Annotated in this window: 22 protein-coding genes and 1 tRNA gene; 5 read left to right on the top strand and 18 right to left on the bottom strand. The window is 73.7% G+C overall.

Annotation, left to right across the window (positions count from 1 at the left end; translation table 11 throughout):
- Positions 1 to 70: 70 nt before the first annotated feature.
- The 3 genes from AB0G08_RS09010 to AB0G08_RS09000 are packed head-to-tail and all read right to left on the bottom strand — an operon-like array spanning position 71 to position 2,760.
- Positions 71 to 628, bottom strand: a complete 558-nt coding sequence (locus AB0G08_RS09010; protein WP_357870101.1) for a 2'-5' RNA ligase family protein — start codon at positions 626 to 628, stop codon at positions 71 to 73.
- A 47-nt stretch (positions 629 to 675) separates the two neighbouring features.
- On the bottom strand, positions 676 to 1,701 hold the full coding sequence (gene trpS / locus AB0G08_RS09005) for a tryptophan--tRNA ligase (RefSeq protein WP_358085266.1): 1,026 nt from the start codon (positions 1,699 to 1,701) through the stop codon (positions 676 to 678).
- Positions 1,702 to 1,734: 33 nt separating this feature from the next.
- Positions 1,735 to 2,760: a hemolysin family protein gene (locus tag AB0G08_RS09000; protein ID WP_358085262.1), complete on the bottom strand. Its 1,026-nt coding sequence runs from the start codon at positions 2,758 to 2,760 to the stop codon at positions 1,735 to 1,737.
- Positions 2,761 to 2,935: 175 nt separating this feature from the next.
- Here AB0G08_RS09000 and galE point away from each other — a divergent pair, with 175 nt between their 5' ends.
- Positions 2,936 to 3,919, top strand: a complete 984-nt coding sequence (gene galE / locus AB0G08_RS08995) for a UDP-glucose 4-epimerase GalE (RefSeq protein ID WP_358085258.1) — start codon at positions 2,936 to 2,938, stop codon at positions 3,917 to 3,919.
- Entirely contained in the window at positions 3,916 to 5,076 is a 1,161-nt protein-coding gene (gene galK / locus AB0G08_RS08990; protein ID WP_358085255.1) for a galactokinase, read from the top strand. Before galE ends, galK begins: the two co-directional genes overlap by 4 nt.
- A 33-nt stretch (positions 5,077 to 5,109) precedes the next feature.
- Here the strand turns inward: galK and cysN are convergent, their stop codons facing one another.
- From cysN to AB0G08_RS08945, 9 genes are all read right to left on the bottom strand, one after another.
- On the bottom strand, positions 5,110 to 6,435 hold the full coding sequence (gene cysN, locus AB0G08_RS08985; RefSeq protein ID WP_358085251.1) for a sulfate adenylyltransferase subunit CysN: 1,326 nt from the start codon (positions 6,433 to 6,435) through the stop codon (positions 5,110 to 5,112).
- Complete coding sequence (gene cysD / locus AB0G08_RS08980; protein WP_358085247.1) at positions 6,435 to 7,346, bottom strand: sulfate adenylyltransferase subunit CysD; 912 nt, start codon at positions 7,344 to 7,346, stop codon at positions 6,435 to 6,437. The genes cysN and cysD overlap by 1 nt, the downstream gene beginning before the upstream one ends.
- 80 nt (positions 7,347 to 7,426) lie before the next feature.
- Positions 7,427 to 8,260 (bottom strand): inositol monophosphatase family protein, encoded by an 834-nt coding sequence (locus AB0G08_RS08975; protein WP_358085244.1) that lies wholly within the window; start codon positions 8,258 to 8,260, stop codon positions 7,427 to 7,429.
- Positions 8,261 to 8,380: 120 nt separating this feature from the next.
- A complete protein-coding gene (gene pth, locus AB0G08_RS08970) occupies positions 8,381 to 8,971 on the bottom strand; it encodes an aminoacyl-tRNA hydrolase (protein ID WP_358085242.1) in 591 nt (196 codons plus the stop codon).
- Positions 8,972 to 9,076: 105 nt separating this feature from the next.
- Positions 9,077 to 9,766: a 50S ribosomal protein L25/general stress protein Ctc gene (locus tag AB0G08_RS08965; RefSeq protein ID WP_358085239.1), complete on the bottom strand. Its 690-nt coding sequence runs from the start codon at positions 9,764 to 9,766 to the stop codon at positions 9,077 to 9,079.
- 341 nt (positions 9,767 to 10,107) lie between these two features.
- Entirely contained in the window at positions 10,108 to 11,088 is a 981-nt protein-coding gene (locus AB0G08_RS08960; RefSeq protein ID WP_357870128.1) for a ribose-phosphate diphosphokinase, read from the bottom strand.
- A gap of 55 nt (positions 11,089 to 11,143) precedes the next feature.
- Positions 11,144 to 12,721, bottom strand: a complete 1,578-nt coding sequence (glmU, locus tag AB0G08_RS08955) for a bifunctional UDP-N-acetylglucosamine diphosphorylase/glucosamine-1-phosphate N-acetyltransferase GlmU (RefSeq protein ID WP_358085236.1) — start codon at positions 12,719 to 12,721, stop codon at positions 11,144 to 11,146.
- A 63-nt stretch (positions 12,722 to 12,784) separates the two neighbouring features.
- Positions 12,785 to 12,856, bottom strand: a tRNA-Gln gene (locus AB0G08_RS08950).
- An 18-nt stretch (positions 12,857 to 12,874) separates the two neighbouring features.
- A complete protein-coding gene (locus AB0G08_RS08945; RefSeq protein WP_358085233.1) occupies positions 12,875 to 13,183 on the bottom strand; it encodes a hypothetical protein in 309 nt (102 codons plus the stop codon).
- Between the two features lie 90 nt (positions 13,184 to 13,273).
- On the opposite strand from AB0G08_RS08945, the gene AB0G08_RS08940 reads away from it, so the two are divergent.
- Both AB0G08_RS08940 and AB0G08_RS08935 read left to right on the top strand, forming a co-directional pair.
- Positions 13,274 to 14,230, top strand: a complete 957-nt coding sequence (locus AB0G08_RS08940) for an acyl-CoA desaturase (protein WP_358085230.1) — start codon at positions 13,274 to 13,276, stop codon at positions 14,228 to 14,230.
- Between the two features lie 230 nt (positions 14,231 to 14,460).
- Positions 14,461 to 15,150 carry a TetR/AcrR family transcriptional regulator gene (locus tag AB0G08_RS08935; RefSeq protein WP_358085583.1) on the top strand — a complete coding sequence of 230 codons (690 nt, stop codon included), beginning with the start codon at positions 14,461 to 14,463 and terminating at the stop codon, positions 15,148 to 15,150.
- 13 nt (positions 15,151 to 15,163) lie between these two features.
- On the opposite strand, the gene AB0G08_RS08930 is transcribed toward AB0G08_RS08935, so the two are convergent.
- The 6 genes from AB0G08_RS08930 to AB0G08_RS08905 form a co-directional block, all read right to left on the bottom strand.
- Complete coding sequence (locus AB0G08_RS08930) at positions 15,164 to 15,640, bottom strand: DUF4383 domain-containing protein (RefSeq protein WP_358085227.1); 477 nt, start codon at positions 15,638 to 15,640, stop codon at positions 15,164 to 15,166.
- Between the two features lie 239 nt (positions 15,641 to 15,879).
- Complete coding sequence (locus AB0G08_RS08925) at positions 15,880 to 16,335, bottom strand: DUF4383 domain-containing protein (RefSeq protein WP_358085224.1); 456 nt, start codon at positions 16,333 to 16,335, stop codon at positions 15,880 to 15,882.
- 112 nt (positions 16,336 to 16,447) lie between these two features.
- Positions 16,448 to 18,253, bottom strand: coding sequence for an ABC-F family ATP-binding cassette domain-containing protein (locus AB0G08_RS08920; protein ID WP_358085220.1), 1,806 nt, complete (start codon positions 18,251 to 18,253; stop codon positions 16,448 to 16,450).
- Positions 18,254 to 18,511: 258 nt separating this feature from the next.
- Positions 18,512 to 19,468, bottom strand: a complete 957-nt coding sequence (locus AB0G08_RS08915; protein WP_358085217.1) for a 4-(cytidine 5'-diphospho)-2-C-methyl-D-erythritol kinase — start codon at positions 19,466 to 19,468, stop codon at positions 18,512 to 18,514.
- Positions 19,469 to 19,478: 10 nt separating this feature from the next.
- Positions 19,479 to 20,348 carry a 16S rRNA (adenine(1518)-N(6)/adenine(1519)-N(6))-dimethyltransferase RsmA gene (gene rsmA / locus AB0G08_RS08910; protein ID WP_358085214.1) on the bottom strand — a complete coding sequence of 290 codons (870 nt, stop codon included), beginning with the start codon at positions 20,346 to 20,348 and terminating at the stop codon, positions 19,479 to 19,481.
- Between the two features lie 55 nt (positions 20,349 to 20,403).
- Positions 20,404 to 21,324 (bottom strand): TatD family hydrolase, encoded by a 921-nt coding sequence (locus AB0G08_RS08905; RefSeq protein WP_358085211.1) that lies wholly within the window; start codon positions 21,322 to 21,324, stop codon positions 20,404 to 20,406.
- 88 nt (positions 21,325 to 21,412) lie between these two features.
- Between AB0G08_RS08905 and AB0G08_RS08900 the strand changes: the two genes are divergently transcribed.
- The gene (locus AB0G08_RS08900; protein WP_358085581.1) at positions 21,413 to 22,639 is read left to right on the top strand and encodes a hypothetical protein; all 1,227 of its coding nucleotides are present in this window, start codon (positions 21,413 to 21,415) and stop codon (positions 22,637 to 22,639) included.
- The last annotated feature ends 96 nt before the right edge of the window (positions 22,640 to 22,735 follow it).

Below are 22,735 nucleotides of genomic sequence, written 5' to 3'. Positions count from 1 at the left end.
CGGTCGTACGGCGGGGGTCGGCGTTGACGGCGGGGCCGCCGTGGCGCTGGTGGCGCACCCGGGCGACCGCTCAGCCGCCCAGCCGGAAGTCCCGGCGCGGCTGCCACCGGGTCTGCCCGCTGTGCGAGAAGAGGGTGAACGCCTCGACCTCGAACATGGCGGAGAAGTCGGCCAGATCCTCGTACGCCCTGTCCAGCGCCTCCGGCGCGACGTCCTGCGCGACGGTGACGTGCGGGTGGTACGGGAAGCGCGCCTCGCGGTGCAGCTCGGGGGCGGCGCGGATGGCGGCGGCGAGCAGCTCGCACTCGCTGATCCCGGCGGCCACCGCCACGAAGACGACCTGGGTCACCGGCCGGAACGTGCCGGTGCCCCGAAGGTGCAGGGTGAACGGCAGGTGGGCCGCGGCGACCGCGCCGAGGTGCCGTTCCACCGCCGGCAGCGTCGCCACCGGGATCTCGGTCGGCCCGAGCAGGGTCACGTGCGCGGGCACGACCCGCGGGTCGCCGGCCTCGACCCGCCGCCGGGTGAGCATGCCGCCCCACGGCTCCGGGATGTCCACCGCGATGCCGATCTCGATGGTGTCACCGGCGTCCGGTGCCCCGTCCCTGCGATCCACGCTGTGCGTCATCCCTCCGGCCACCGACCCGTCCGCCCTCACCCGTCGCGCCGGGGGCGCTACTCGCCGCGCACCGGCGGGAAGAAGCCCACCCGCTCGTACACGGTGCGCAGCGTCGTTCCGGCGAGCGCCCGGGCCTTCTCCGCGCCGGCGGCGAGGAGCTTGTCCAGCTGCGCCGGGTCGTCGAGGTAGGTGCGGGTGCGCTCCTGGATCGGGCCGACGAACTCCCGCACCACCTCCCCGAGCTCCTTCTTCAGGTCGCCGTAGCCCTTGCCGGCGTACGCGGCGACCAGGTCGTCGACGCTCCGCCCGCTCAGCGCGGAGTGGATGGTCAGCAGGTTGGAGATGCCGGGCTTGGTCTCGGCGTCGAAGACGATCTCCCGCCCCGTGTCCGTGACCGCGGAGCGGATCTTCTTGGCCGAGCGGGCCGGATCCTCCAGCAGGTTGACGATGCCGGCCGGCGACGAGGAGGACTTCGACATCTTGGCCGTCGGGTCCTGCAGGTCGGTGATCTTCGCGGTGTCCTTGACGATGTGCGGCGCGGGCACCGTGAAGGTCTGCCCGAACAGCGAGTTGAACCGCTGGGCCAGGTCGCGGGAGAGCTCCAGGTGCTGGCGCTGGTCCTCGCCCACCGGCACGGCGTCGGCCTGGTAGAGCAGGATGTCGGCGGCCTGCAGGATCGGGTAGGTGAACAGGCCGACGCTCGCCCGCTCGCCGCCCTGCTTCTGCGACTTGTCCTTGAACTGCGTCATCCGGCTCGCCTCGCCGAACCCGGTGATGCAGCCCAGCACCCAGGCGAGCTGCGAGTGCTCGGGCACCTGCGACTGCACGAAGAGCGCGCTGCGCTCCGGGTCGATGCCGACGGCGAAGAGCTGGGCGGCCGCCATCCGGCTGCGGTGCACGAGCGTCTTCGGGTCGTGCCCCGCGGTGATCGCGTGCAGGTCGACCACGCAGTAGTAGGCCTCGTGGCTGTCCTGCAACGCCACCCAGTGCCGCACGGCGCCCAGGTAGTTGCCGAGGTGGAACGAGTCGGCCGTCGGCTGGATGCCGGAGAAGACGCGGGGGCGGGCGGGAACATCGGACATGGCGGCAATTCTGTCAGCAAGACCCGGTGCGCGTCATGACGGGCCGGCGGGTCGGCTGCGCCCCACCGGTGTCGGGGCGCCGACCTCGCGCCGTGGCTCCGGCAGGCGCCCGGCGGAGACCGTGAGCCGGGCCACCCGGCGGCCCTCCAGCGTGAGCACCCGCAACAGCCAGCCGCCGGACGGGTCGTCGGGTCCCGCGCCGCCGTCGCCGGCCGGGCCGGCGAGCACCGGCACCTCGTCACCGACGACCGGGAGCCGGCCCAGCGCGGCCATCACGAAGCCGCCGACCGTCTCGTACGGGCCCGGCGGGAGGCTCACGCCGGTGCGCTCGGCGAAGTCGGCGAGGTTGAGCCGGCCGTCCACCACGGCGGGCAGGCCCGCGTGCACCGGGTCGGGGGCGGTGTCGTACTCGTCGTGGATCTCCCCGATCAGCTCCTCGATCAGGTCCTCCAGGGTGACGATGCCGGCGGTGCCGCCGTACTCGTCGACCACCACGGCGAGGTGGTGGCGTTCCCGGCGCATCTCGCTGAGCGCGGCGAGCACCCGTTTGCTGCCGGGCAGCCGCTTCACCTCCCGGGTCAGCTCGCCGACCGTGGTGCGGGGGTCGAGGTCGGGGCGGAGCAGCACGTCGCGCAGGTGCACGAAGCCGACCACGTCGTCGTGGGTGCCGTCGACGACCGGGTAGCGGGTGTGCGTCTCGGCCCGGACCATCCGCTCCGCCTCGGCGAGGGTGAGCCGGGCGGAGAGGAAGACGACCTCGGTGCGCGGCATCATCACCTCGCGGACCAGGCTCGCGCCCGCGGCCAGCACCTCGTCGATGATCCGGCGCTCGACCGGGTCGAGCAGGGTGTTGGCGGCGACCAGGTCGCGCAGCTCCGCCTCGCTGATCCGCTCGCGGCCGGCCGCCGGGCTGGCGCCGAGCAGGGCCGTCACCGCCCGGGTGGCGCCGTCGGCGGCGCGCACCACCATCCGGGCGACGGCCCGGGGCAGCGGCCCGGGCTCGCGGCGTGGCCGGCTCCGGGCGCGTCGCCGCGGCCCGGGAGCACCCGCTTCCCGCATGACAGTGATGGTAGACAGCGCCGGGCCGACAGGCTGCCTATGTTCGGCTCTGTTCGAAGTTGGGGAATCATGATGGAATGGCAAGGTCGCCGACGGAGGGCGGCCACCGGGCGACCGGCCGTAGGGTGATCACGACACGGGCCGTGACCGGGCGGCCAGGCAGGAGGAGACCGACGTGAAACTGCTCGTCACCGGCGGCGCCGGCTTCATCGGCAGCGTGGTGACCCGGATGCTGCTCGACGCCGGCCACGAGGTGGTGGTCCTCGACGACCTGCGCACCGGCCACCGGGAGGCGCTCGCCCCCGACGCGACGTACGTCGACGCGCCCGTCCACGAGGCCGCACGGGTGCTCACCCCGGACGCGGGCTTCGACGGGGTGCTGCACTTCGCCGCGCTGATCGCCGCTGGCGAGTCGATGACCAGGCCCGAGCTCTACTGGCACGGCAACACGGTCAGCTCGATCGCCCTGATCGACGCCGTCCGGGCCGCCGGCGTGCCCCGCCTCGTCTTCTCCTCCACCGCCGCCGTCTACGGCAACCCGACCGAGCTGCCGATCCCGGAGAGCGCGGTCAAGGCCCCCACCAACACGTACGGCGCCACCAAGCTCGCCGTCGACATGGCCCTCACCTCGGAGGCGATCGGGCACGGCCTGGCCGCCGTCTCGCTGCGCTACTTCAACGTGGCCGGCGCCTACCTCGACGGCGACGTCGCGCTCGGCGAGCGGCACGACCCCGAGACGCACCTGATCCCGATCGCGCTGGAGGTGGCCGCCGGCCGGCGGGAGAAGCTCCAGCTCTTCGGCGACGACTACCCGACCGTCGACGGCACCTGCGTGCGCGACTACATCCACGTCGCCGACCTGGCCCGCGCCCACCTGCTGGCGCTCGGCGCGGCGACCGCCGGGCAGCACCGGATCTACAACCTGGGCAACGGCAACGGCTTCACCAACCGGCAGGTGGTCGACGTGGTCCGCGAGGTCACCGGGCACCCCGTGCCGGTCGAGGTGGCGCCGCGCCGCGAGGGCGACCCCGCCGAGCTGGTCGCGTCGTCCGCGCTGGCGCGCGACGAGCTGGGCTGGGTGCCGCAGAAGCCGACCCTGCCCGCCATCGTCGCCGACGCCTGGGCCTTCTACCGCACGCACGTGGTGGGGTCGCGGTGACCGACGACGTCGCGGCCCGCGCCACCGCCGCCTTCCGTTCGGCGTACGGCGAGCCGCCCGCGGGCCGCTGGGCGGCTCCCGGCCGGGCCAACCTCATCGGCGAGCACACCGACTACAACGACGGCTTCGTGCTCCCCTTCGCCCTGCCGCTGCGCACGGTGGTGGCCGCCGCCCCGCAGCCCGGCGACACCTGGACGGTCTGCTCCGAGCTCACCCGCGAGACGGTCGCCTTCGGCGCCGACGACGTCGCCGGGGCCGGCCGGGTCGCCGGCTGGGGCGCGTACGTCGCCGGGGTCGTCTGGGCGCTGCGCGAGGCGGGACACGCGGTGCCCGGCGCGCGCCTGGCGATCGCCTCCGACGTGCCGCTGGGCGCGGGGCTGTCCTCCTCGGCCGCGCTGGAGGCCGCCGTGCTGGCCGCCCTGGTCGACCTGGGCGGGCTGGACCTGCCCGCCGAGCGGCGGCCCCGGCTGGCCCAGCGCGCCGAGAACGACTACGTGGGCGCGCCGACCGGCATCATGGACCAGTCGGCGGTGATCCGTTGCCGCGCCGGGCACGCGCTCTTCCTGGACTGCCGCGACGAGTCCGTCGAGCAGGTCCCGTTCGACCTGGACGCCGCCGGCCTCGCCGTGCTGGTCGTCGACAGCCGGGCCCCGCACCGGCACGCCGACGGCGAGTACGCCGCCCGCCGCGCGTCCTGCGAGCGGGCGGCCGGGCTGCTCGGCGTCGCCGCGCTGCGCGACGTCGCGGCCGACGGGCTGGCCGACGCCCTGGCCCGACTCGACGAGGACGAGACCCGCCGCCGGGTGCGGCACGTCGTCACCGAGAACCAGCGGGTGCTCGACACGGTCGCGCTGCTGCGCGCCGGCCGCGTACGCGAGATCGGCCCACTGCTGACCGCCTCGCACGCCTCGATGCGCGACGACTTCGAGATCACCGTCCCGGAGATCGACACGGCCGTCGAGGCGGCCCTGGCCGCCGGGGCGCTCGGCGCCCGGATGACCGGCGGCGGCTTCGGCGGCTGCGTGCTCGCCCTCGTCGACGCGGAGCGGGGCGACGCGGTCGCCGACGCCGTCACGGCCGCCTACGCCGAGCGGGGCTTCGCCGCGCCCGGCCACGTCAGCGTCCTGCCCGGCCCCGGCGCGACCCGGCTGGACTGACCACGGTGGGCGGGCACCCGCCCACCGTGGGGGTCACTGTGCCTCGACGATCATCCCCGCGCCGACCGTACGGTTCGTGGACTCGTCGATGATCACGAAGCCGCCGGTGGTGCGGTTGCGGCGGTACTCGTCCGCGAGCAGCGGCACGGTGGTCCGCAGCCGCACCCGGCCGATCTCGTTGAGCGCCAGCTCGCCCGCGGACTCGTCGCGGTGCAGCGAGTTGATGTCCAGCCGGTAGTGCAGCCCGCGCACGATCGCCCGCGCGGAGCGGGTGGTGTGCTTGATGGCGTACCTGCCGCCGACCTGGAGCGGACGGGTCTCGTCCATCCAGCACACCATCGCCTCGATGTCCTGGGACACCGCCGGGGCGTTGTTCGGACGGCAGATCATGTCGCCCCGGGAGATGTCGATCTCGTCTTCCAGGCGTACGGTCACCGACATCGGCGGGAACGCCTCCGCGACCGGCCCGTCGGCGGTCTCCACGGCGGAGATCCGGCTGGTGAACCCGGACGGCAGCACCATCACCTCGTCGCCCGGCTTGAGCACGCCGGAGGCGACCTGGCCGGCGTAGCCCCGGTAGTCGGTGACGGTGGTCGACTGCGGGCGGATCACGTACTGCACCGGGAACCGGACGTCGACCAGGTTGCGGTCGCTGGCGATGTGCACCCGCTCCAGGTGGTGCAGCAGCGACGGGCCCTCGTACCAGGGCATGTTCTCCGACCGGGAGACGATGTTGTCGCCGCGCAGCGCGGAGACCGGCACCACCGTCAGGTCGGGCACGTCGAGCTTCGCGGCGAACGCGGTGAACTCGTCAGCGATCCGCTCGAAGACCTCCTGCGAGAAGTCGACCAGGTCCATCTTGTTGACGCAGAGGACCAGGTGCGGCACCCGCAGCAGCGAGCAGAGGAACGCGTGCCGGCGGGACTGCTCGACCAGGCCCTTGCGGGCGTCCACCAGGATCAGCGCCAGGTCGGCCGTCGACGCCCCGGTGACCATGTTCCGGGTGTACTGGATGTGCCCCGGGGTGTCCGCGATGATGAACTTCCGCCGGGGGGTGGCGAAGTAGCGGTACGCCACGTCGATGGTGATGCCCTGCTCGCGCTCGGCGCGCAGGCCGTCGGTGAGCAGCGCCAGGTTCGTGTACTCGTCGCCCCGGGCGGCGCTGACCGCCTCGACGGCGGCGAGCTGGTCGGTGAAGAGCGACTTCGTGTCGTAGAGCAGCCGGCCGATCAGGGTCGACTTGCCGTCGTCGACGCTGCCGGCGGTGGCGAAGCGCAGCAGGTCCATCGGCCGGCCGGGCGTCTCGGTGGCAGCAGCCCGGCTGTCCGCACCGTCCGGCGCGACGGTCTCGGTGGTCATCAGAAGTAGCCCTCCCGCTTGCGGTCCTCCATGGCGGCCTCGCTGACCCGGTCGTCGCCGCGGGTCGCGCCGCGCTCGGTGATCCGGGTGGCGGCGACCTCCTCGATGACCTTCTCGACCGTGTCGGCGTCGGAACGGACCGCCGCCGTGCAGGACGCGTCGCCCACCGTCCGGTAGCGCACCCGCGCCTTGAACCGGTCCTCGCCCGCGCGGGGACGGAAGAACTCGTTCACCGCGTAGAGCATCCCGTCACGCTCGACGACCTCGCGCTCGTGCGCGTAGTAGATCGACGGCAGGGCGATGCGCTCGCGGGCGATGTAGTGCCAGACGTCCAGCTCGGTCCAGTTGGACAGCGGGAAGACCCGGATCGACTCGCCCGGGTGGTGGCGGCCGTTGTAGAGCGCCCACAGCTCCGGGCGCTGGTTCTTCGGGTCCCACTGGCCGAACTCGTCGCGGAAGCTGAACACCCGCTCCTTGGCGCGGGCCTTCTCCTCGTCGCGGCGGGCGCCGCCGAAGAGCGCGTCGAACCGGTGCTTCTCCACCGCGTCCAGCAGCACCGGCGTCTGGATCCGGTTGCGCATCCCGTCGCCCGACTCGCGCACCAGCCCGCTGGCCAGCGCCTCCGGCACGCTCGCCACCACCAGGTGCAGCCCCAGCTCGGCAACCCGCTGGTCCCGGTACTCCAGGACCTCGGGGAAGTTGTGCCCGGTGTCCACGTGCATGACCGGGAACGGGATGTTGGCCGGGGCGAACGCCTTCTGGGCCAGCCGGAGCATCACGATCGAGTCCTTGCCTCCCGAGAAGAGCAGCACCGGCCGCTCCATCTCGGCGACCACCTCGCGCATCACGAAGATGCTCTCGGCCTCCAACGCGTCGAGGTGCGACACCTGGTAGGCGGCGGGGGCGGTCATGACACGGGCTCGCTTCGCTCGAATCCGCTCATCGTATTCCAGACCTTTCCGGTCGGGCATGCCAAGAAGTGCCGATCAGGCTACCCGGAATGACGCTGCAACGCTGCAAGCAACCGACTGGCGAGATCCTCGCGGCAGACCAGCAGGTCCGGCAGGCGCGGATCCGCCTCGTTGTATCTCAGCGCAGAACCGTCGATCCGGGAAGCGTGCAGCCCGGTGGCCGTCGCCACAGCGACCGGCGCCGCCGAGTCCCACTCGTACTGGCCACCCGCGTGGATGTAGGCGTCGACCTCGCCGGTGACCACCGCGGCGATCTTCGCCCCGGCCGAGCCCATCGGCACCAGGTGCGCCCCCACGTCCTCCGCCAGGTCGGTCAGGAACACCGGCGGCCGGCTCCGGCTCGCCGCCAGGCGGATCGTCCGACCGCCACCCGCCGCCGTCGCCTCCACCGTCATCGGCGGGTACGCCGGCGGATAGTCCGTGCCCAGCACCCGCTGCTGCGCAGGCAGCCCGACCGCCCCCGCGACCAGGCCGTGCGGCGTCGGCGCGGTGCGCGACCAGAGCGCCACGTGCACCGCCCAGTCCGAACGGCCCTCCTCGGAGAACTCCCGGGTGCCGTCCAGCGGGTCGATGATCCACACCCGGTCGGCGGCCAGCCGGGACACCGCCTCGGCGTTCACCTCTGCCGCCCACGCCAGCCGCGAGCCCTCGTCCTCCTCGGAGAGGACCGCGTCGCCCGGGCGCCACTTCGCCAGCTCGGTGCGGATCAGGTCGTGCGAGACCTTGTCGCCCGCCGACCGCAACGCCCCCGCGTCGGCGAAGCCCATCTCGGACCGCAGGTCGAGCAGCGCCTGACCGGCCCGGGCCGCCAGCCACCGGGCGAAAGCGCCGTCGATCATCGGAGGACTGCCCATGACTCCTGCTCCCGTCGCCTCGCCACGCTCCGTGCCCGGCACGCCCCGCCGCCGACGACCGCCCCGACGGTCGCGCGCCGAAAGGCGAAGACTACCGGCCCCCGGCGCCCGACCCGGCGCTCACACCCCGTGGTAGAGGTTCTGCGTCGGCTCCACGCCCCTGGTGATCACCGACTCCACCACATCCGCGGCCCGGTCCACCAGGAACTCCAGCTCCTTGCGCTCGGTCGCGCCGAAATCCGACAGTACGTAGTCCGCCGGGTCCTGCCGCCCCGGCGGCCGGCCGATGCCGAACCGCACCCGGACGTACTCCTTCGTGCCCAGCGACTTCGACATCGACCGCAGGCCGTTGTGCCCGCCCTCGCCGCCGCCGCACTTCACCCGCACCTGGCCGTAGCCGATGTCCAGCTCGTCGTGCACCGCGACCACCCGGCCCGGCGGCACCTTGTGGAACTGGGCCAGGCCGGCCACCGGCCCCCCGGAGAGGTTCATGTACGTCAGCGGCTTGACCAGCACCAGCTTCGGCCCGCCGAACCCGAGCCGCCCCTCGGCGACCTCCGCCACCGCCCGCTTGTGCCGGCCGAATCTCGCCCCGAGCCGGCCCGCCAGCAGGTCGGCCACCATGAAGCCGACGTTGTGCCGGTTGCCGGCGTACTCCCGACCCGGGTTGCCCAGGCCGACCACCAGCCACGGCCCCGTCTCGTCCGTCACGCCCCGCCCCTCCCGCTGCTCGCCGTCACCCGTTCGCCCGGACACCGATACGCCGACAGGCGCCCCCGACCGCGCGGGGACGCCTGTCGCAACGAAGCGAACCGGTCAGGCCTCGGTCTTCGCCTCGGCGTTCTCGTCGCCCTCGGCGGCCGGAGCCTCGGCGCCCTCGGCGGTCTCCTCGCCGACACCGGCCTCGGCCTCCTCGGCGGCCTCCTCGACCTCGGGGAGGGTGGCCTCGAGCTGCTCGGCGGTCGGCGCGGCCGTCACCGAGGCGACGGTCTGGTCCGCGTCGGCGGCCAGCTCGACGCCGGCCGGCAGCTGCACGTCACCGGCGGTGACCTGGGTGCCGGCCGCCATGCCCTCGATCGAGGCCTCCAGGTGGTCCGGCACCTTGGTGGCGTCGGCGGTGACCGACAGGGTGTCGTGGTCGTGGACGATCAGGGTGTCCCTCGCGGCCTCGCCGGTCAGCTGGACCGGGACGTCGACGGTGACCTTCTCGCCCCGGCGGACCAGCAGCAGGTCCACGTGCTCGAAGGTGTCCTTGAGCGGGTCACGCTGGATCGCCTTCGGCAGCGCCAGCACCTGGGTGCCGTCGCTGACCTCGATCGCGAAGAGCTGGTTGGCACCGCCCTTGCGGATCGCCGCGGCGAACTCACGGGACGGCAGCGCGATGTGCTTGGGCTTCTCGCCGTGGCCGTACAGCACGGCGGGCACCTTGCCGGCCCGGCGGGTACGACGGGCACCACCCTTGCCGAACTCGGTACGGGGCTCGGCGCTGATCTTTACCTCGGACACGGGGAAACTCCTGATGCTTTCGCTGCGGCGGCTTGTCGTCTGGCGGTGCTGGGGCGAGGGGCTCGCTGGGGCTCATGCGTCGAGAACGACTGCCCGGAGCACCGCGTCGATGACGGTGCCTCCGTGCGGCGCTTTTCAGCGGCCCGCCGGGCACCCTCGCCGTGGCAACCGCACCAGTCTACCCGAGCTGATTCCGCGCTCTCCGGCAGTCCCCTTATCACCGTTCCCGCAGGCCCGCACGGCGATATGGACCCGCCCGCCGGCACCCGCCCGCGAACGCTGCGCGGCGGCCGACGCCGGACCGGGGGCGGCGGCGTCGCACCCGGCCCGGCGTCGGACGGTCAGCTCAGGCCACCGAAGAGGGTGGTCACCGACCCGTCGTCGAAGACCTCGCGGATCGCCCGCGCCAGCAGCGGCGCGATCGACAGCACGGTGATCTTGTCGAGCTGCTTCTCGGGCGGCAGCGGCAGCGTGTTGGTCACCACGACCTCGCTGATCGGGCTGTTCTTCAGCCGCTCGGTCGCCGGGTCGGAGAGCAGCGCGTGGGTCGAGGCGACGATCACGTCGGCCGCGCCGGACTCCCGCAGGATGTCCGCCGCCTTGCAGATCGTGCCGCCCGTGTCGATCATGTCGTCGACGACCAGGCAGACCCGCCCCTCGACCTCACCGACCACCCGGTTCGCCACCACCTGGTTCGGCTTCAGCGGGTCCCGGGTCTTGTGGATGAACGCCAGCGGGCAGCCACCCAGCCGGTCCGTCCACCGCTCGGCCACCCGCACCCGGCCCGAGTCCGGCGCGACCACCGTCATCGGGCGGCCGGCGTACTTGTGCTCGACGTACTCGGCGAGGATGTCCATCGCGAAGAGGTGGTCGACGGGGCCGTCGAAGAAGCCCTGGATCTGCGCGGTGTGCAGGTCGACGGTGAGGATCCGGTTCGCCCCGGCCGTCTTCAGCAGGTCCGCCACCAGCCGGGCCGAGATCGGCTCCCGGCCGCGGTGCTTCTTGTCCTGCCGGGCGTACGGGTAGAACGGCAGCACCACGGTGATCCGCTTGGCCGAACCGCGCTTCAGCGCGTCGATCATGATGAGGGTCTCCATGACCCACGTGTTGACCCCGTGCGTGACGGACTGGACCACGAAGGCGTCCGAACCGCGCACCGAGTCCTTGAACCGTACGAAGATCTCACCGTTGGCGAACTCGTACGCGTCGGCCGGCGTCGGCGCGACGCCGAGCACCTCACCGATCTCCTTGGCCAACTCCGGAAAGCCACGTCCGGAAAAAAGCATCAGGCTCTTGCGGTTTTCGGCGACGATGCTGCCCATGGGCCCGTCTGCTCCCGTTGGTCGGTGGTACCCGGCGGTGGTGGTGGGCCGGGGACTATTCGGTTGCAGTATCCCCCGCGCCCGACGCCGATCCGACCGGCTCGGCATCCCCGTGGATTGCCTCACCTTCACTTGCCCGGGATCCCGGCGCCGACGCATCCTCATCGGCCGCCTGGGCGCGCGCCGCCGCCTCGGCGGAGGCCGTGCCGGCCCGTTTGCGGGCCACCCAGCCGTCGATGCTGCGCTGCGGCGCGCGGGTCACCCCGAGCGCACCCGGCGGCACGTCCTGCGTGATCGCGCTGCCCGCCGCCACGTACGCCCCGGCGCCCACCTCGACGGGCGCGATGAGGCTGGTGTCGCAGCCGATGAACGCGGCCTCGCCGACCGTGGTGCGGTGCTTGTTCACCCCGTCGTAGTTCACGAAGATCGTCGCCGCACCGATGTTCGCCTTCGCGCCGATCGTCGCGTCGCCCACGTACGACAGGTGCGGCACCTTCGCGCCCGCGCCCACCTCCGAGTTCTTCACCTCGACGAACGTGCCGACCTTGGCCTTCTCGGCCAGCCGGGCGTCCGGCCGCAGGTACGCGTACGGCCCGACGCTGGCGCCCGGGCCGACCTCCGCGCCCACCGCGTGGCTGCGCAGCACCGTGGCACCCGCGCCGACGACGGTGTCGATCAGCGTCACGTCCGGCCCGACCACCGCGCCCGTGCCGACCACCGTGCCGCCGCGCAGCTGGGTGTTCTGGTCGACCACGGCGTCGCGGTCCAGGGCGACCGTCACGTCGATCCAGGTGGTGTCCGGGTCGAGCAGGCTGACCCCGGTGCGCATCCAGGCCTCGTTGACCCGGTCGCGCAGCAGCCGGCGCAGCGTGGCCAGCTCGACCCGGTCGTTGCAGCCCAGCGTCTCCACGTGGTCCGCCGCCACGTGCACCGCCACCGGCTCACCGGCTGAGCCCAGCAGGGCGAAGACGTCGGTCAGGTACTCCTCGCCCTGGTCGTTGTCGGTCGACAGCTTGCCCAGCGCGGCGCGCAGCCGGGCGGCGTCGAACGCGTAGATGCCGGCGTTGATCTCCCGGATCGCCCGCTGCGCCGCGGTGGCGTCGCGCTCCTCGACGATCTGCTCGAGCCGCCCGTCGGCGTCGCGCACGATCCGGCCCAGGCCGGTCGGGTCGGGCACCTCGGCGGCGAGCACGGTCGCCGCCGCCCTCGCGCCCTCGTGCGCCTCCACCAGCGCGGCCACCGTCTCCGGGCGGAGCAGCGGCACGTCGCCGTTGATGACGACCACGGTGCCGGTGGCCTCCGGCGCGGCGTCCAGCGCGATCCGGACGGCGTGCCCGGTGCCGAGCTGCTCGGCCTGCAGCACCGGGGTGGCGTCGGGGGCGATCTCCGCGAGGTGCGCGCGAACCTGGTCGGCGCCGTGCCCCACCACGACCACCGTGCGGTCCGCGGCCAGCGGCGCGGCGGCGGCGAGCACGTGACCGACGAGGGTGCGGCCGAGCAGCGGGTGCAGCACCTTGGGCAGTGCCGACTTCATCCGCTTGCCCTCACCGGCGGCGAGCACGACAACGGTGCGGAGGTGGGGCTGGGACACGACACGGGCTCCCGTCGGGACGGCGAACAGTCTCGCGGCCATGCTAACCAGACGGCGAGCCGCCGTTCGGCACGGCCACACGAATGCCGGGAGATGCGGTGTGAGCTGGGGTGCCTGGATTCGAACCAGGAGCTCAAGGCTCCAAAGGCCTGCGGGTTGCCATTACCCCACACCCCATAAAATGTCAAGCTTTGCTTACCGTAAATTCGGTTCGCGTCGCCCGACGGTCTGGAACAGCTCGGTGATCATACCTTCGATCCGCCAGTAGAGCTCGCGGCTGCGCGGCACGGTGATCTCCAGGCAGCCACGATAGTCGTCCCCGACGTTGCGTCGCACCGTGGCCGCACGGTGTTTCTTGAGGCTGGCGCGCTGGAAACGCTCGGGCGGCAGATCGAGTCTCCGCACCCACCATTTCAGCACCGCGTCGAGGTCGGCCGTCTCGTGGATGCTGAGGCGGTCATGGGCAGCAGATCGGAACGCAGGTACGACAGCTCGGGCATTCATCCCCGACGCTGTCCCATGCGCGCCCCGGGAACCTAAGTTACGGTGACGTAGGCGTAACTTCGTGATCATCGCGTCCCTCTGCGAGGTGCCATGTCCGCCACATCCCTCGACCCGACGGCCGGCCCGAAGCCCCTCACCCAGGGCACCCAGTCCCGGGGCATCCTGATCGCCCTCTGGGCGTTCGTGGTGATCCCCTTCCTGGCCCTCGTCGCCGCCGTACCGGTGGCCTGGGGCGGCTGGCTGAGCTGGACCGACGTGGCCGTCGCCGGGTTCTGGTACGTGGTCTCCGGGCTGGGCATCACGGTCGGCTACCACCGGTACTTCACGCACGGGTCGTTCAAGGCGAAGCGCTGGCTGCGGATCGCGCTGGCGGTCTCCGGTTCGCTGGCCGTGCAGGGCGAGATCATCCAGTGGGTGGCCGACCACCGGCGCCACCACGCCTTCTCCGACCTGGAGGGCGACCCACACTCGCCGTGGCGGTTCGGGGAGAGCGTCCGCGGCCTGACCAAGGGCCTGTTCCACGCGCACGTCGGCTGGCTCTTCGGCCGCGAACTGTCCAACCGGAAGCGGTTCGCCCCGGACCTGCTCGCCGACCGGGACATCAACCGGGTGGACCGGCTCTTTCCGCTGCTGGTGGTGGTCTCGGTGCTTGGTCCCGCGCTGATGGGCGGCCTGCTCACCTGGTCGTGGCGGGGGGCGCTGTCCGCCCTCTTCTGGGCCGGCCTGGTGCGCATCGCGCTCCTGCACCACGTGACCTGGTCCATCAACTCCGTCTGCCACGTCTACGGGGAGCGGCCGTTCGCGATGCGCCAGGGCGACCGCGCGTCGAACTTCTGGCCGCTGGCGATCGTGTCGTTCGGCGAGAGCTGGCACAACCTGCACCACGCCGACCCGACCAGCGCCCGGCACGGCGTACTGCGCGGCCAGGTCGACATCTCGGCCCGGGTGATCTGGCTGTTCGAGAAGGTCGGCGCGGCGTGGGACGTGCGCTGGCCGAAGCCCGAGCGCATCGCGGCGAAGCTCGTCGGGCCGGCCCCCGGGCGGTAGAGCGGGCGGTGGGCGCGGGGGTCGCCTGGCAGTATGGCCGGGTGACCGAGCGAAGCGGGCGCGGCGCCGGGCGGCCCGGCGACATGGGTGCGGGGCCCGCCGCGAATACGGTCGCAGGGGGGCGGCGGCGCCACCCGACCGACGACCGGCGAGGGGGCGACGTGACCCAGCGCGGCGGCGGCACCATCGGACGACAGGGCGTCACCGAGCGCCGGCGGAGTGACGAGAACATGGCGGATGTCCCTGGCAGCGACGGCTCGACCGGCCGGCGGCGGGCGGTTCCCGCCGCAGCCCCCAAGCCCTCCTCACGCGTACGCATGTCGGCGGCCCAGCGTCGGGAGCAGCTGATCTCGATCGCCCGGCAGATCTTCGCCGAGCGCGGCTTCGACGCCACCTCCATCGAGGAGGTGGCGGCGCGCGCGAAGGTCTCCAAGCCGGTGGTCTACGAGCACTTCGGCGGCAAGGAGGGGCTCTACGCGGTGGTGGTGGACCGGGAGGTCCGGGCCCTGCTGGACCGGATCACCACGGCCCTGACCGCCGGGCACCCCCGAGAGTTGCTGGAGCAGGCGGCGCTGGCCCTGCTGACCTACATCGAGGAGGAGACCAGCGGCTTCCGGGTGCTGGTGCGCGAGTCGCCGGTGCTGTCGCCCGCGGGCAACTTCAGCAGCGTGATGAACGACGTGGCGCACCAGGTGGAGCACATCCTGGGCGCCGAGTTCTCCAGCCGGGGCTACGACCCGAAGCTGGCCGAACTCTACTCGCAGGCGCTGGTGGGGATGGTGGCGCTGACCGGCCGCTGGTGGCTGGAGGTGCGCAAGCCGCGCAAGGAGACGGTGGCCGCGCACCTGGTCAACCTGGCCTGGAGCGGGCTGTCGCACCTGGAGGCGAAGCCGAGCCTGATCACGGTGCGGGGCCGCTGACCCCGGCGTCGGGTCAGCGGCTGTGGGCCTCGGAGACCGGGTGGTGCCGGCGCCGCCGCTCCTCCTCGGCGTGCTCGTCGGTGCCGACCTTGTCGTACAGGCCGGTGCCGAGCAGGAGCAGGCCGAAGAGCATCGACACGATGACCGTGGACATCGAGAAGTTGAGGAAGTTGGCCTCCGTCTGGAGCACGGACATCATGAGGAGGCTGGTGACCAGGAAGACGACGCCGGCTGTCAGGTTCATGTAGTGGCCGAGGTTGCCGCGCCGCGACGCCCCGATGATGAGCACGACCCCGAAGGCGACGGAGGCCAGCGAGAAGGCCAGGTTGGTGCGGAGCCCGAGGGCCCAGTTGTCGCCCCGGTCGAAGAGCGGGTCGCCCCACGTCAGGACGACGCCCCAGACGCCGAAGACCAGGATGTAGAGCCCCACCAGGCCGGCGAGGACCCGGTAGACCGACCGCGCCGGATGGTTCACGGGAAAGTGCGGCATGACCCCTCCGCCCGAGTAGGACATTCGCCCCGATTGTCCCCCGGTAGGAGCCGACTGTCCGCCGAACCGCCAAAGGCGCACCCGACAACGGACGGAACGAAGAAGGTCCCACCCACCGGGCCGCAGGGCCGGGCTGGAGCGGGACCACGAGGGGTTTCGCCGGAGCCCGACCCGCGCAGGGATCGAGCCTGACCGCCCGGAGCGGGTCGGGCTCCGGCGAAACCCAGCAGCAGAGGAGATCAGAGCACGAGGCGGGCCTGCTGCCAGGCCTCCTGCTCCTTCTCGGTGCCGACCTTGCCGTACATGCCGACCATCAGCAGGACCAGGCCGACCACCATCAGCGCGATGACGGTGAAGATGCTGAAGTTGAAGATGTTGGCCTCGGTCTGGATGAAGGCCAGACCGGCGAGGCTGAGCACCATGATGGCGTACGACAGCCACTGGTTGATCATGACGTCGATGTTGCGGCCGATCGCGGTGCCGGCCAGCACCGCGGCCCCCAGCAGGGCGCTGAGCAGCGAGAAGCCGAGGTTCGTGCCCTGGCCGAGGACCTGGGTGTCATCCTGGGCGAGGACCTCGTTGCCGGCGCTCGCGATGATGCCGAGCACGCCGAAGGCCACCAGGTACAGACCGGTCAGCCCGCCGATCGCCCGGTAGACCGGCCGCGCGGGGTGGTTGACGGGGGTGTGGGCCATGTCTGAGTCTCCAACGCCGTTCGGGTGAGGGGTCGCCGACGATTGTCCCGCACGCCGGGATGTGACGCCGCACACGGGGGCCTCCGGTGCGGCGCCGCGACCACGTGGCGGCTCAGACCGCCGGGATCTCGTCGGCCAGGGCCAGCCAGGACTCCTCGGTCCGCTCCCGCTCGGCCCGCAGCTCCTTGAGCTGGGCGTCGAGCTCGGCGACCTTGGCGTAGTCGGTGGCGTGCGCGGCGAGCTGGTCGAGCAGCGTCGCCTCCTTCTGCTCCAGCTTGGCGACCTGCCGTTCCAGCCGGGCCAGTTCCTTGCGGGCCTGCCGCGCCTCGGCGGCGGACATGCCGGTCGCGGCGGGGGTGTCGGCGCCGGCGGTGGGGGTGACCTCCGGCATGGCGGGCCCGGGCCGGCCGGCGGCCCGGGCGAGGTACTCGTCGACGCCGCCGGGCAGGTGCACCAGCCGGCCGTCGCCGAACATGCCGTACGCGACGTCGGTGACGCGTTCGATGAGGTACCGGTCGTGGCTGGCCACGATGATGGTGCCGGGCCAGGAGTCGAGCAGGTCCTCCAGCGCGGCGAGGGTGTCGGTGTCCAGGTCGTTGGTGGGCTCGTCGAACAGGAGCACGTTCGGCTCCCCGGCGAGCAGCCGGAGCATCTGCAACCGGCGGCGCTCGCCGCCCGAGAGGTCGCTGACCGGCGTCCAGAGCCGCCGGTCGTCGAAGCCGAAGACCTCGGCGAGCTGGGCGGCGGAGACCTCCCGGTCGCCGAGCTGCACCCGCCGGGCGACCTCCTCCACCGCTTCGAGCACGCGCAGGTGACCGGGCAGCTCGGCCAGCTCCTGGGAGAGGAAGGCCGGCCGGACGGTGGAGCCGGTGGCGAAGCGCCCGCCGTCGGGGCGGGTGATGCCGGCCAGCATCCGCAGCAGGGTGGTCTTGCCCGCCCCGTTGCGGCCGAGGACGGCGATCCGGTCGCCCGGGCCGACCTGCCAGGTGACGTCGCGCAGGATCTCCTTCGGGCCGGCGTGCAGGGTGACCTGCGCCAGGTCGTACACCTGCTTGCCGAGCCGGGCGGTGGCGAGCCGTTGCAGCGACATGGTGTCGCGGGCCGGCGGGACGTCGGCGATGAGGGCGTTGGCGGCGTCGATGCGGAAGCGCGGCTTGGAGGTGCGGGCGGGCGGCCCGCGCCGCAGCCAGGCGATCTCCTTGCGGAGCAGGTTCTGCCGGCGGGCCTCGGTGGCCGCGGCTACCCGCTCACGCTCGACCCGGGCGAGGGTCCAGGCGGCGAAGCCACCCTCGTACGCCCGGACGGTCTGGTCGGCGACCTCCCAGGTGGTGGTGCAGACCGCGTCGAGGAACCACCGGTCGTGGGTGACCACGACCAGTGCGCCCCTGCGGCCGACGAGGTGCTTCGCCAGCCAGTCGACGCCACCGACGTCGAGGTGGTTGGTGGGCTCGTCGAGGATGAGCAGGTCGGACTCGCGGACCAGCAGCGCGGCCAGCGCGACCCGCCGCCGCTCGCCGCCGGACATCGGGCCGACGGGCTGGTCGAGGCCGAGGTGGGGCATGCCGAGGCCGTCGAGGATGGCCCGGACGCCGGCGTCGCCGGCCCACTCGTGCTCGGCGCCCATGCTCTCGCCGAGCCAGGCGGTGCCGAGCACCACGTCCCGGACGGTGGCCTCGGGGGCGAGCTGGAGGGTCTGCGGCAGCCAGGCGACCCGCAGGTCGCGGCGGTGGGTGACGCGCCCGTCGTCCGGTTCCTCGATCCGGGTGAGCAGCCGCAGCAGGGTGGACTTGCCCGCGCCGTTGAGGCCGACCACGCCGATCCGGTCGGCGTCGTCCAGGCCGAGCGAGACGTCGGTGAGCAGCGGCCCGGCGGCCCCGTAGCCCTTGGACACCCGGTCCAGGTTGACGATGTTGGCCACGACCTCACCTCCCATGATCAAGGCGTCCCGGTGCCGGTCGGCACCTGGGACGCCTGAGCCTCCCAGCGTACGCGGGCGCCGGGGCCCCTCCCGGCCGGAGCCGGGCGTACCGCGGGTCAACCGGCGGGGCGGCCGGCTTGTTCCAGGTCAGCGGGCCGGGCGCCGGCAGCCCTCCGGGCCAGGGCGTCCGGTCGACGGACCCGGGCCGCCCGCTCGGCGGGCCGGGGGCCTCCGGTGGCGCGAAGGCGGCTCGCCCGGTCAGGCGATCCGCGCGCCGGGGACCGGGCCGTGGGCGGTGCGCGCCTCGCGGCACACGTCGGCGGTGGCCAGCTCCGCGGCGATCCGCTCGGCGTCGGCGGCGTCCGCGGCGAGGAAGACGCAGGTCGGCCCCGAACCGGAGACGATGCCGGCCAGCGCGCCGGCCGCCTCGCCGGCCTTCAGCGTCTCCGCCAGCGACGGGCGCATGGCCAGCGCGGCGTCCTGGAGATCGTTGCCGAGCGTCTCGGCGAGCACCCGCGGGTCGCGCTGGCGCAGCGCGGCGAAGAGCGCGTCGGTGCTGCCCAGCGGCTCACCGGCGGTGCCGGCGTCGCGGAGCCGGTCCAGTTCCCGGTAGGCGGCCGGGGTGGAGAGGCCGCCGTCGGCGACGGCCACCACCCAGTGCCAGGTGGTGGGGCGGGCCAGCACGGGGCTGACCGTCTCGCCCCGGCCGGTGCCGAGGGCGGTGCCGCCGTGGATCAGGAACGGCACGTCGGAGCCGAGGTCGGCGGCGATCCGGGCCAGCTCGTCGCGGGACAGCCCCGTCCCCCAGAGCGCGTCGCAGGCGACCAGCGCCGCGGCCGCGTCGGCGCTGCCCCCGGCAAGCCCGCCGGCCAGCGGGATCTGCTTGCGCAGGTGCAGCCGGGCGTGCGGCGGCACCCCGGCGTAGCCGGCGAGGGCGTGGGCCGCCCGGATGGCCAGGTTGGTGTCGTCCAGCGCCAGCTCGCCGGCGCCCTCGCCCTCCATGGTCAGGGTGAGCGTGTCGCCCCGACGGGCGGTCAGCTCGTCGTGGATGGAGATCGCGTGGTAGACGGTGTTCAGCTCGTGGTAGCCGTCGCGGCGCAGCGGCCCCACCCCGAGGTGCAGGTTGACCTTGGCGGGCACCCGGACCCGCACCGGTCCGCTGGCTCCGCGCCGCCGCTGCTCGTCCTCGTCGTCCGGTCCCCAGGCCTCGGTCACGGGCGTCAGCCTACTGCGCGGCGGGTGGGGCGGCCGGAGCCGACGCGGCGATGGCGGCGAACTGCTCGACGGTGAGTGACTCCCCGCGCGCGCCGGGGTCGACGCCGGCGGCGGTGAGCGCCGCGGCGGCCCGGTCCGCGCCGCCGGCCCAGCCGGCCAGCGCGGCGCGCAGGGTCTTGCGGCGCTGCGCGAACGCCGCGTCCACCACGGCGAAGACCCGTTCCCGGGGTACGTCGGCGCGGGGCGGCTCGCGACGGGCGAAGGCGACCAGCCCGGAGTCGACGTTCGGCACCGGCCAGAAGACGTTCGGCGGGACCTTGCCGGCGGCGCGGGCCGAGGCGTACCAGGCGAGCTTGACCGACGGCACGCCGTACACCTTGGAGCCGGGGCCGGCGACGAGCCGGTCGGCGACCTCCTTCTGCACCATCACCAGCCCGTGCCGCAGGCTGGGCAGCTCGGCGAGCAGGTGCAGCACCACCGGCACGGCCACGTTGTAGGGCAGGTTCGCCACCAGCGCGGTCGGCGCCGGGTCGGCCAGCTCGGCGGCGCGCACGCGCAGCGCGTCGGCGTGGTGCACGCTCAGCCGCGCGGCGTCGGGCCCGGCGTGCCGGGCGGCGGTGTCCGGCAGCGCGCCGGCGAGCGTCGGGTCGAGTTCCACGGCGTGCACGTGCGCGGCGGCCGGGAGCAGGGCGAGGGTGAGGGAGCCGAGGCCAGGGCCGACCTCCAGCGCCACGTCGTCCGGGGCCAGCCCGGCGGCGGTGACGATGCGCCGCACGGTGTTCGGGTCGTGCACGAAGTTCTGGCCGAGCCTCTTGGTGGGGGTGACGCCCAGCCGGGCGGCCAGTTCCCGGATCTCCGCCGGGCCGAGGAGACCGGTCACGCCCCGTAGCCTATGCGGGCGGCTGCCGGGGTGCGCGCGCCAGGGGCCCGCCCGCTCACCACGGGCCGAAGACGCGGTCGCCGGTGGCGGAGATGGCGGCGCAGAGCCGGTCCAGGTCCGTGCCGGTCGTCTCGGCCAGCGACCGTACGGTCAGCGGGATCAGGTACGACGCGTTCGGCCGGCCCCGGTGCGGCATCGGGGTCAGGTAGGGCGCGTCGGTCTCCACCAGGATCTGCTCGACCGGGGTCAGCGCGGCGGCCTCCCGCAGCGCGCTGGCGCTGCCGAAGGTGACCGTGCCGGCGAAGCTGAGCAGGTAGCCCCGGCGGACGCACTCGCGGGCGAAGTCGGCGTCGCCGGAGAAGCAGTGCAGCACCACCGTGTCCGGCGCGCCCTCGTCGTCGAGGATCCGGAGCACGTCGGCGTGCGCGTCCCGGTCGTGGACGACCAGCGCCTTGCCGTACCGCTTGGCGATGGCGATGTGCGCCCGGAAGCTCTCCTCCTGCACGGCGCGCCCCTCCTCGCCGGTGCGGAAGAAGTCCATGCCGGTCTCGCCGATCCCGCGCACCCGGTCCCGGGCGGCGAGCGCCTCGACCTCGCGCAGCGCCTCGTCCAGGTCGGGCAGGCGGGGGGCCTCGTTCGGGTGCAGCGCCACGGTGGCCAGCACGGCCGGGTGGGTGTCGGCGACGTCCGCCCCCCAGCGGGAGGAGGCGACGTCCACCCCGACCTGCACCAGCCGGTCGACGCCCACCGAGGCGGCGACGGCCACGGCCACGGCGACCGGGTCCTCGGCGGGCCCGCCGCCCGGGTCCCCGTCCGCCCGCGGGGGCACGCCGGCCTCGCTGACGGTGATGTCGAGGTGGGTGTGGCTGTCCAGCACGGGGCGGGGCAGCGGCTCGGGCACGGGCGGGAACTCCCCGGCCCGGCGGGCGGCGCGCTGCTTGCGGGTTTCGGTGGGCTCGCTCATCGCGGCCAGCATCACACACCGCCGGTGGCCCGTGTTCCGGGGACGCCACCGGCTGTTCACCGGGGCGGCACATCTCGCGCCTAGCGTCGTCGGCGTGACCATGACCCCTCGGACCAGCGGCGACGGCCCGCGCGTGACGTACGGGGGCGTGGTGTACCCGGCGGAGGAGATCGCCCGGGGGGCGGCGTACGAACTGTTCAGCGCCGAGGAGGCACCCGGCTTCGACTGGGCGCCCCGCCCCGGCACCGCGCTGCCGTGGCGCAGGTTCGTGCACGCCACCGAGGTCACCGTCGAGCATCCAACGGCGGAGCCGGGCGACGAGGCGGAGTCCCCGCTGCTGGTGCCGCTGCACCGGGAGCGGGGCTGGGCGCACGTGCAGCAGCTCAGCCAGCAGCCGGCGGCGGCCGGTGACCCGACGCTGGCGGCGGTCCGCGCCTCGGCGGTGCTGCGGCGGGGCACCCGGATGGTGAAGGTGCTCTCCGCGCGGCAGCTCGCCGGGTACGTGCGCGGGTGGCTGCCGCACGGCTTCTGCCACCGGGAGCACGACGTGGCGCACCTGCGTACGCCGGCGGCGACGGCCGTGCTGCGCACCGACGGCACGGCCGGGCACGACGGCGCGGACGTGACGTACGCGCTGCGCTGGCGGGCCGCCGACCCGGCCGACTACGACGTGCCGGTCGGCGCGGCGCACCGGGGGCTGACCTCGCTGGCGCCCCGGGACCGGCTGGGCGGGGCGGTGCTCGGCACGGGTTTCGTGCCCAGCAGCGGGCAGCTCGTCCCGGAGTTCGTGACCCGGGACTTCGCGGACCTGCCGATGCCGGCGAACGCCACCCTGCTCGCCTATCCGTCCGACGGCGTGGAGGTGGTGCTCTACGCCTACCAGGCCGAGCAGCGCGGCTGGCTGCGGATGGTCGGCCCGCAGTGGCGGCACCTGCTGGCGGCGGTGCCGGGCCTCTCCCCCGACCAGGAGTACGTGCCGACGGGCGAGGCGCCCCGCTCCACCCGGCTGGTCGGCGGCTACGCCGGCGGCGAGTACGAGGCGGTGGCGGACCTGCCGGGCGGGTTCCGGGTGCTGGCGATGACCCGGGCCGCCCGGTACCCGGTGGAGTGGGTGGCCCGCCGGCTGCGGCTGGCCGACTGGCGGGGCGTGCCCTGCCTGGTGCTGCGGGAGGAGACCGGGTGGCTGCGCCTGCGCCTGCGGCAGCCCGGCCCGGACGCGGTGGCGGAGACCGGTGCGCAGTGCCAGGAGCGGGGCGTCTACGAGACGTGGGCGCCCGCGGCCGAGGTCACCGACGACCGCGTGGTGGACCTGCCGTACGCGCTCTGACCGATCGGCCTCCTCCGGACGGAGGAACGGCACCGGCTGTTCGTCGCCGGTTCGGGACAGCAGGGGGGTCCGTCGATGGCTAAGGTTGCCGCCGCC

Source organism: Micromonospora sp. NPDC023644, from assembly GCF_040640115.1.
Taxonomy (GTDB): domain Bacteria; phylum Actinomycetota; class Actinomycetes; order Mycobacteriales; family Micromonosporaceae; genus Micromonospora.
This window is presented reverse-complemented; position numbering and strand designations above follow the sequence as displayed.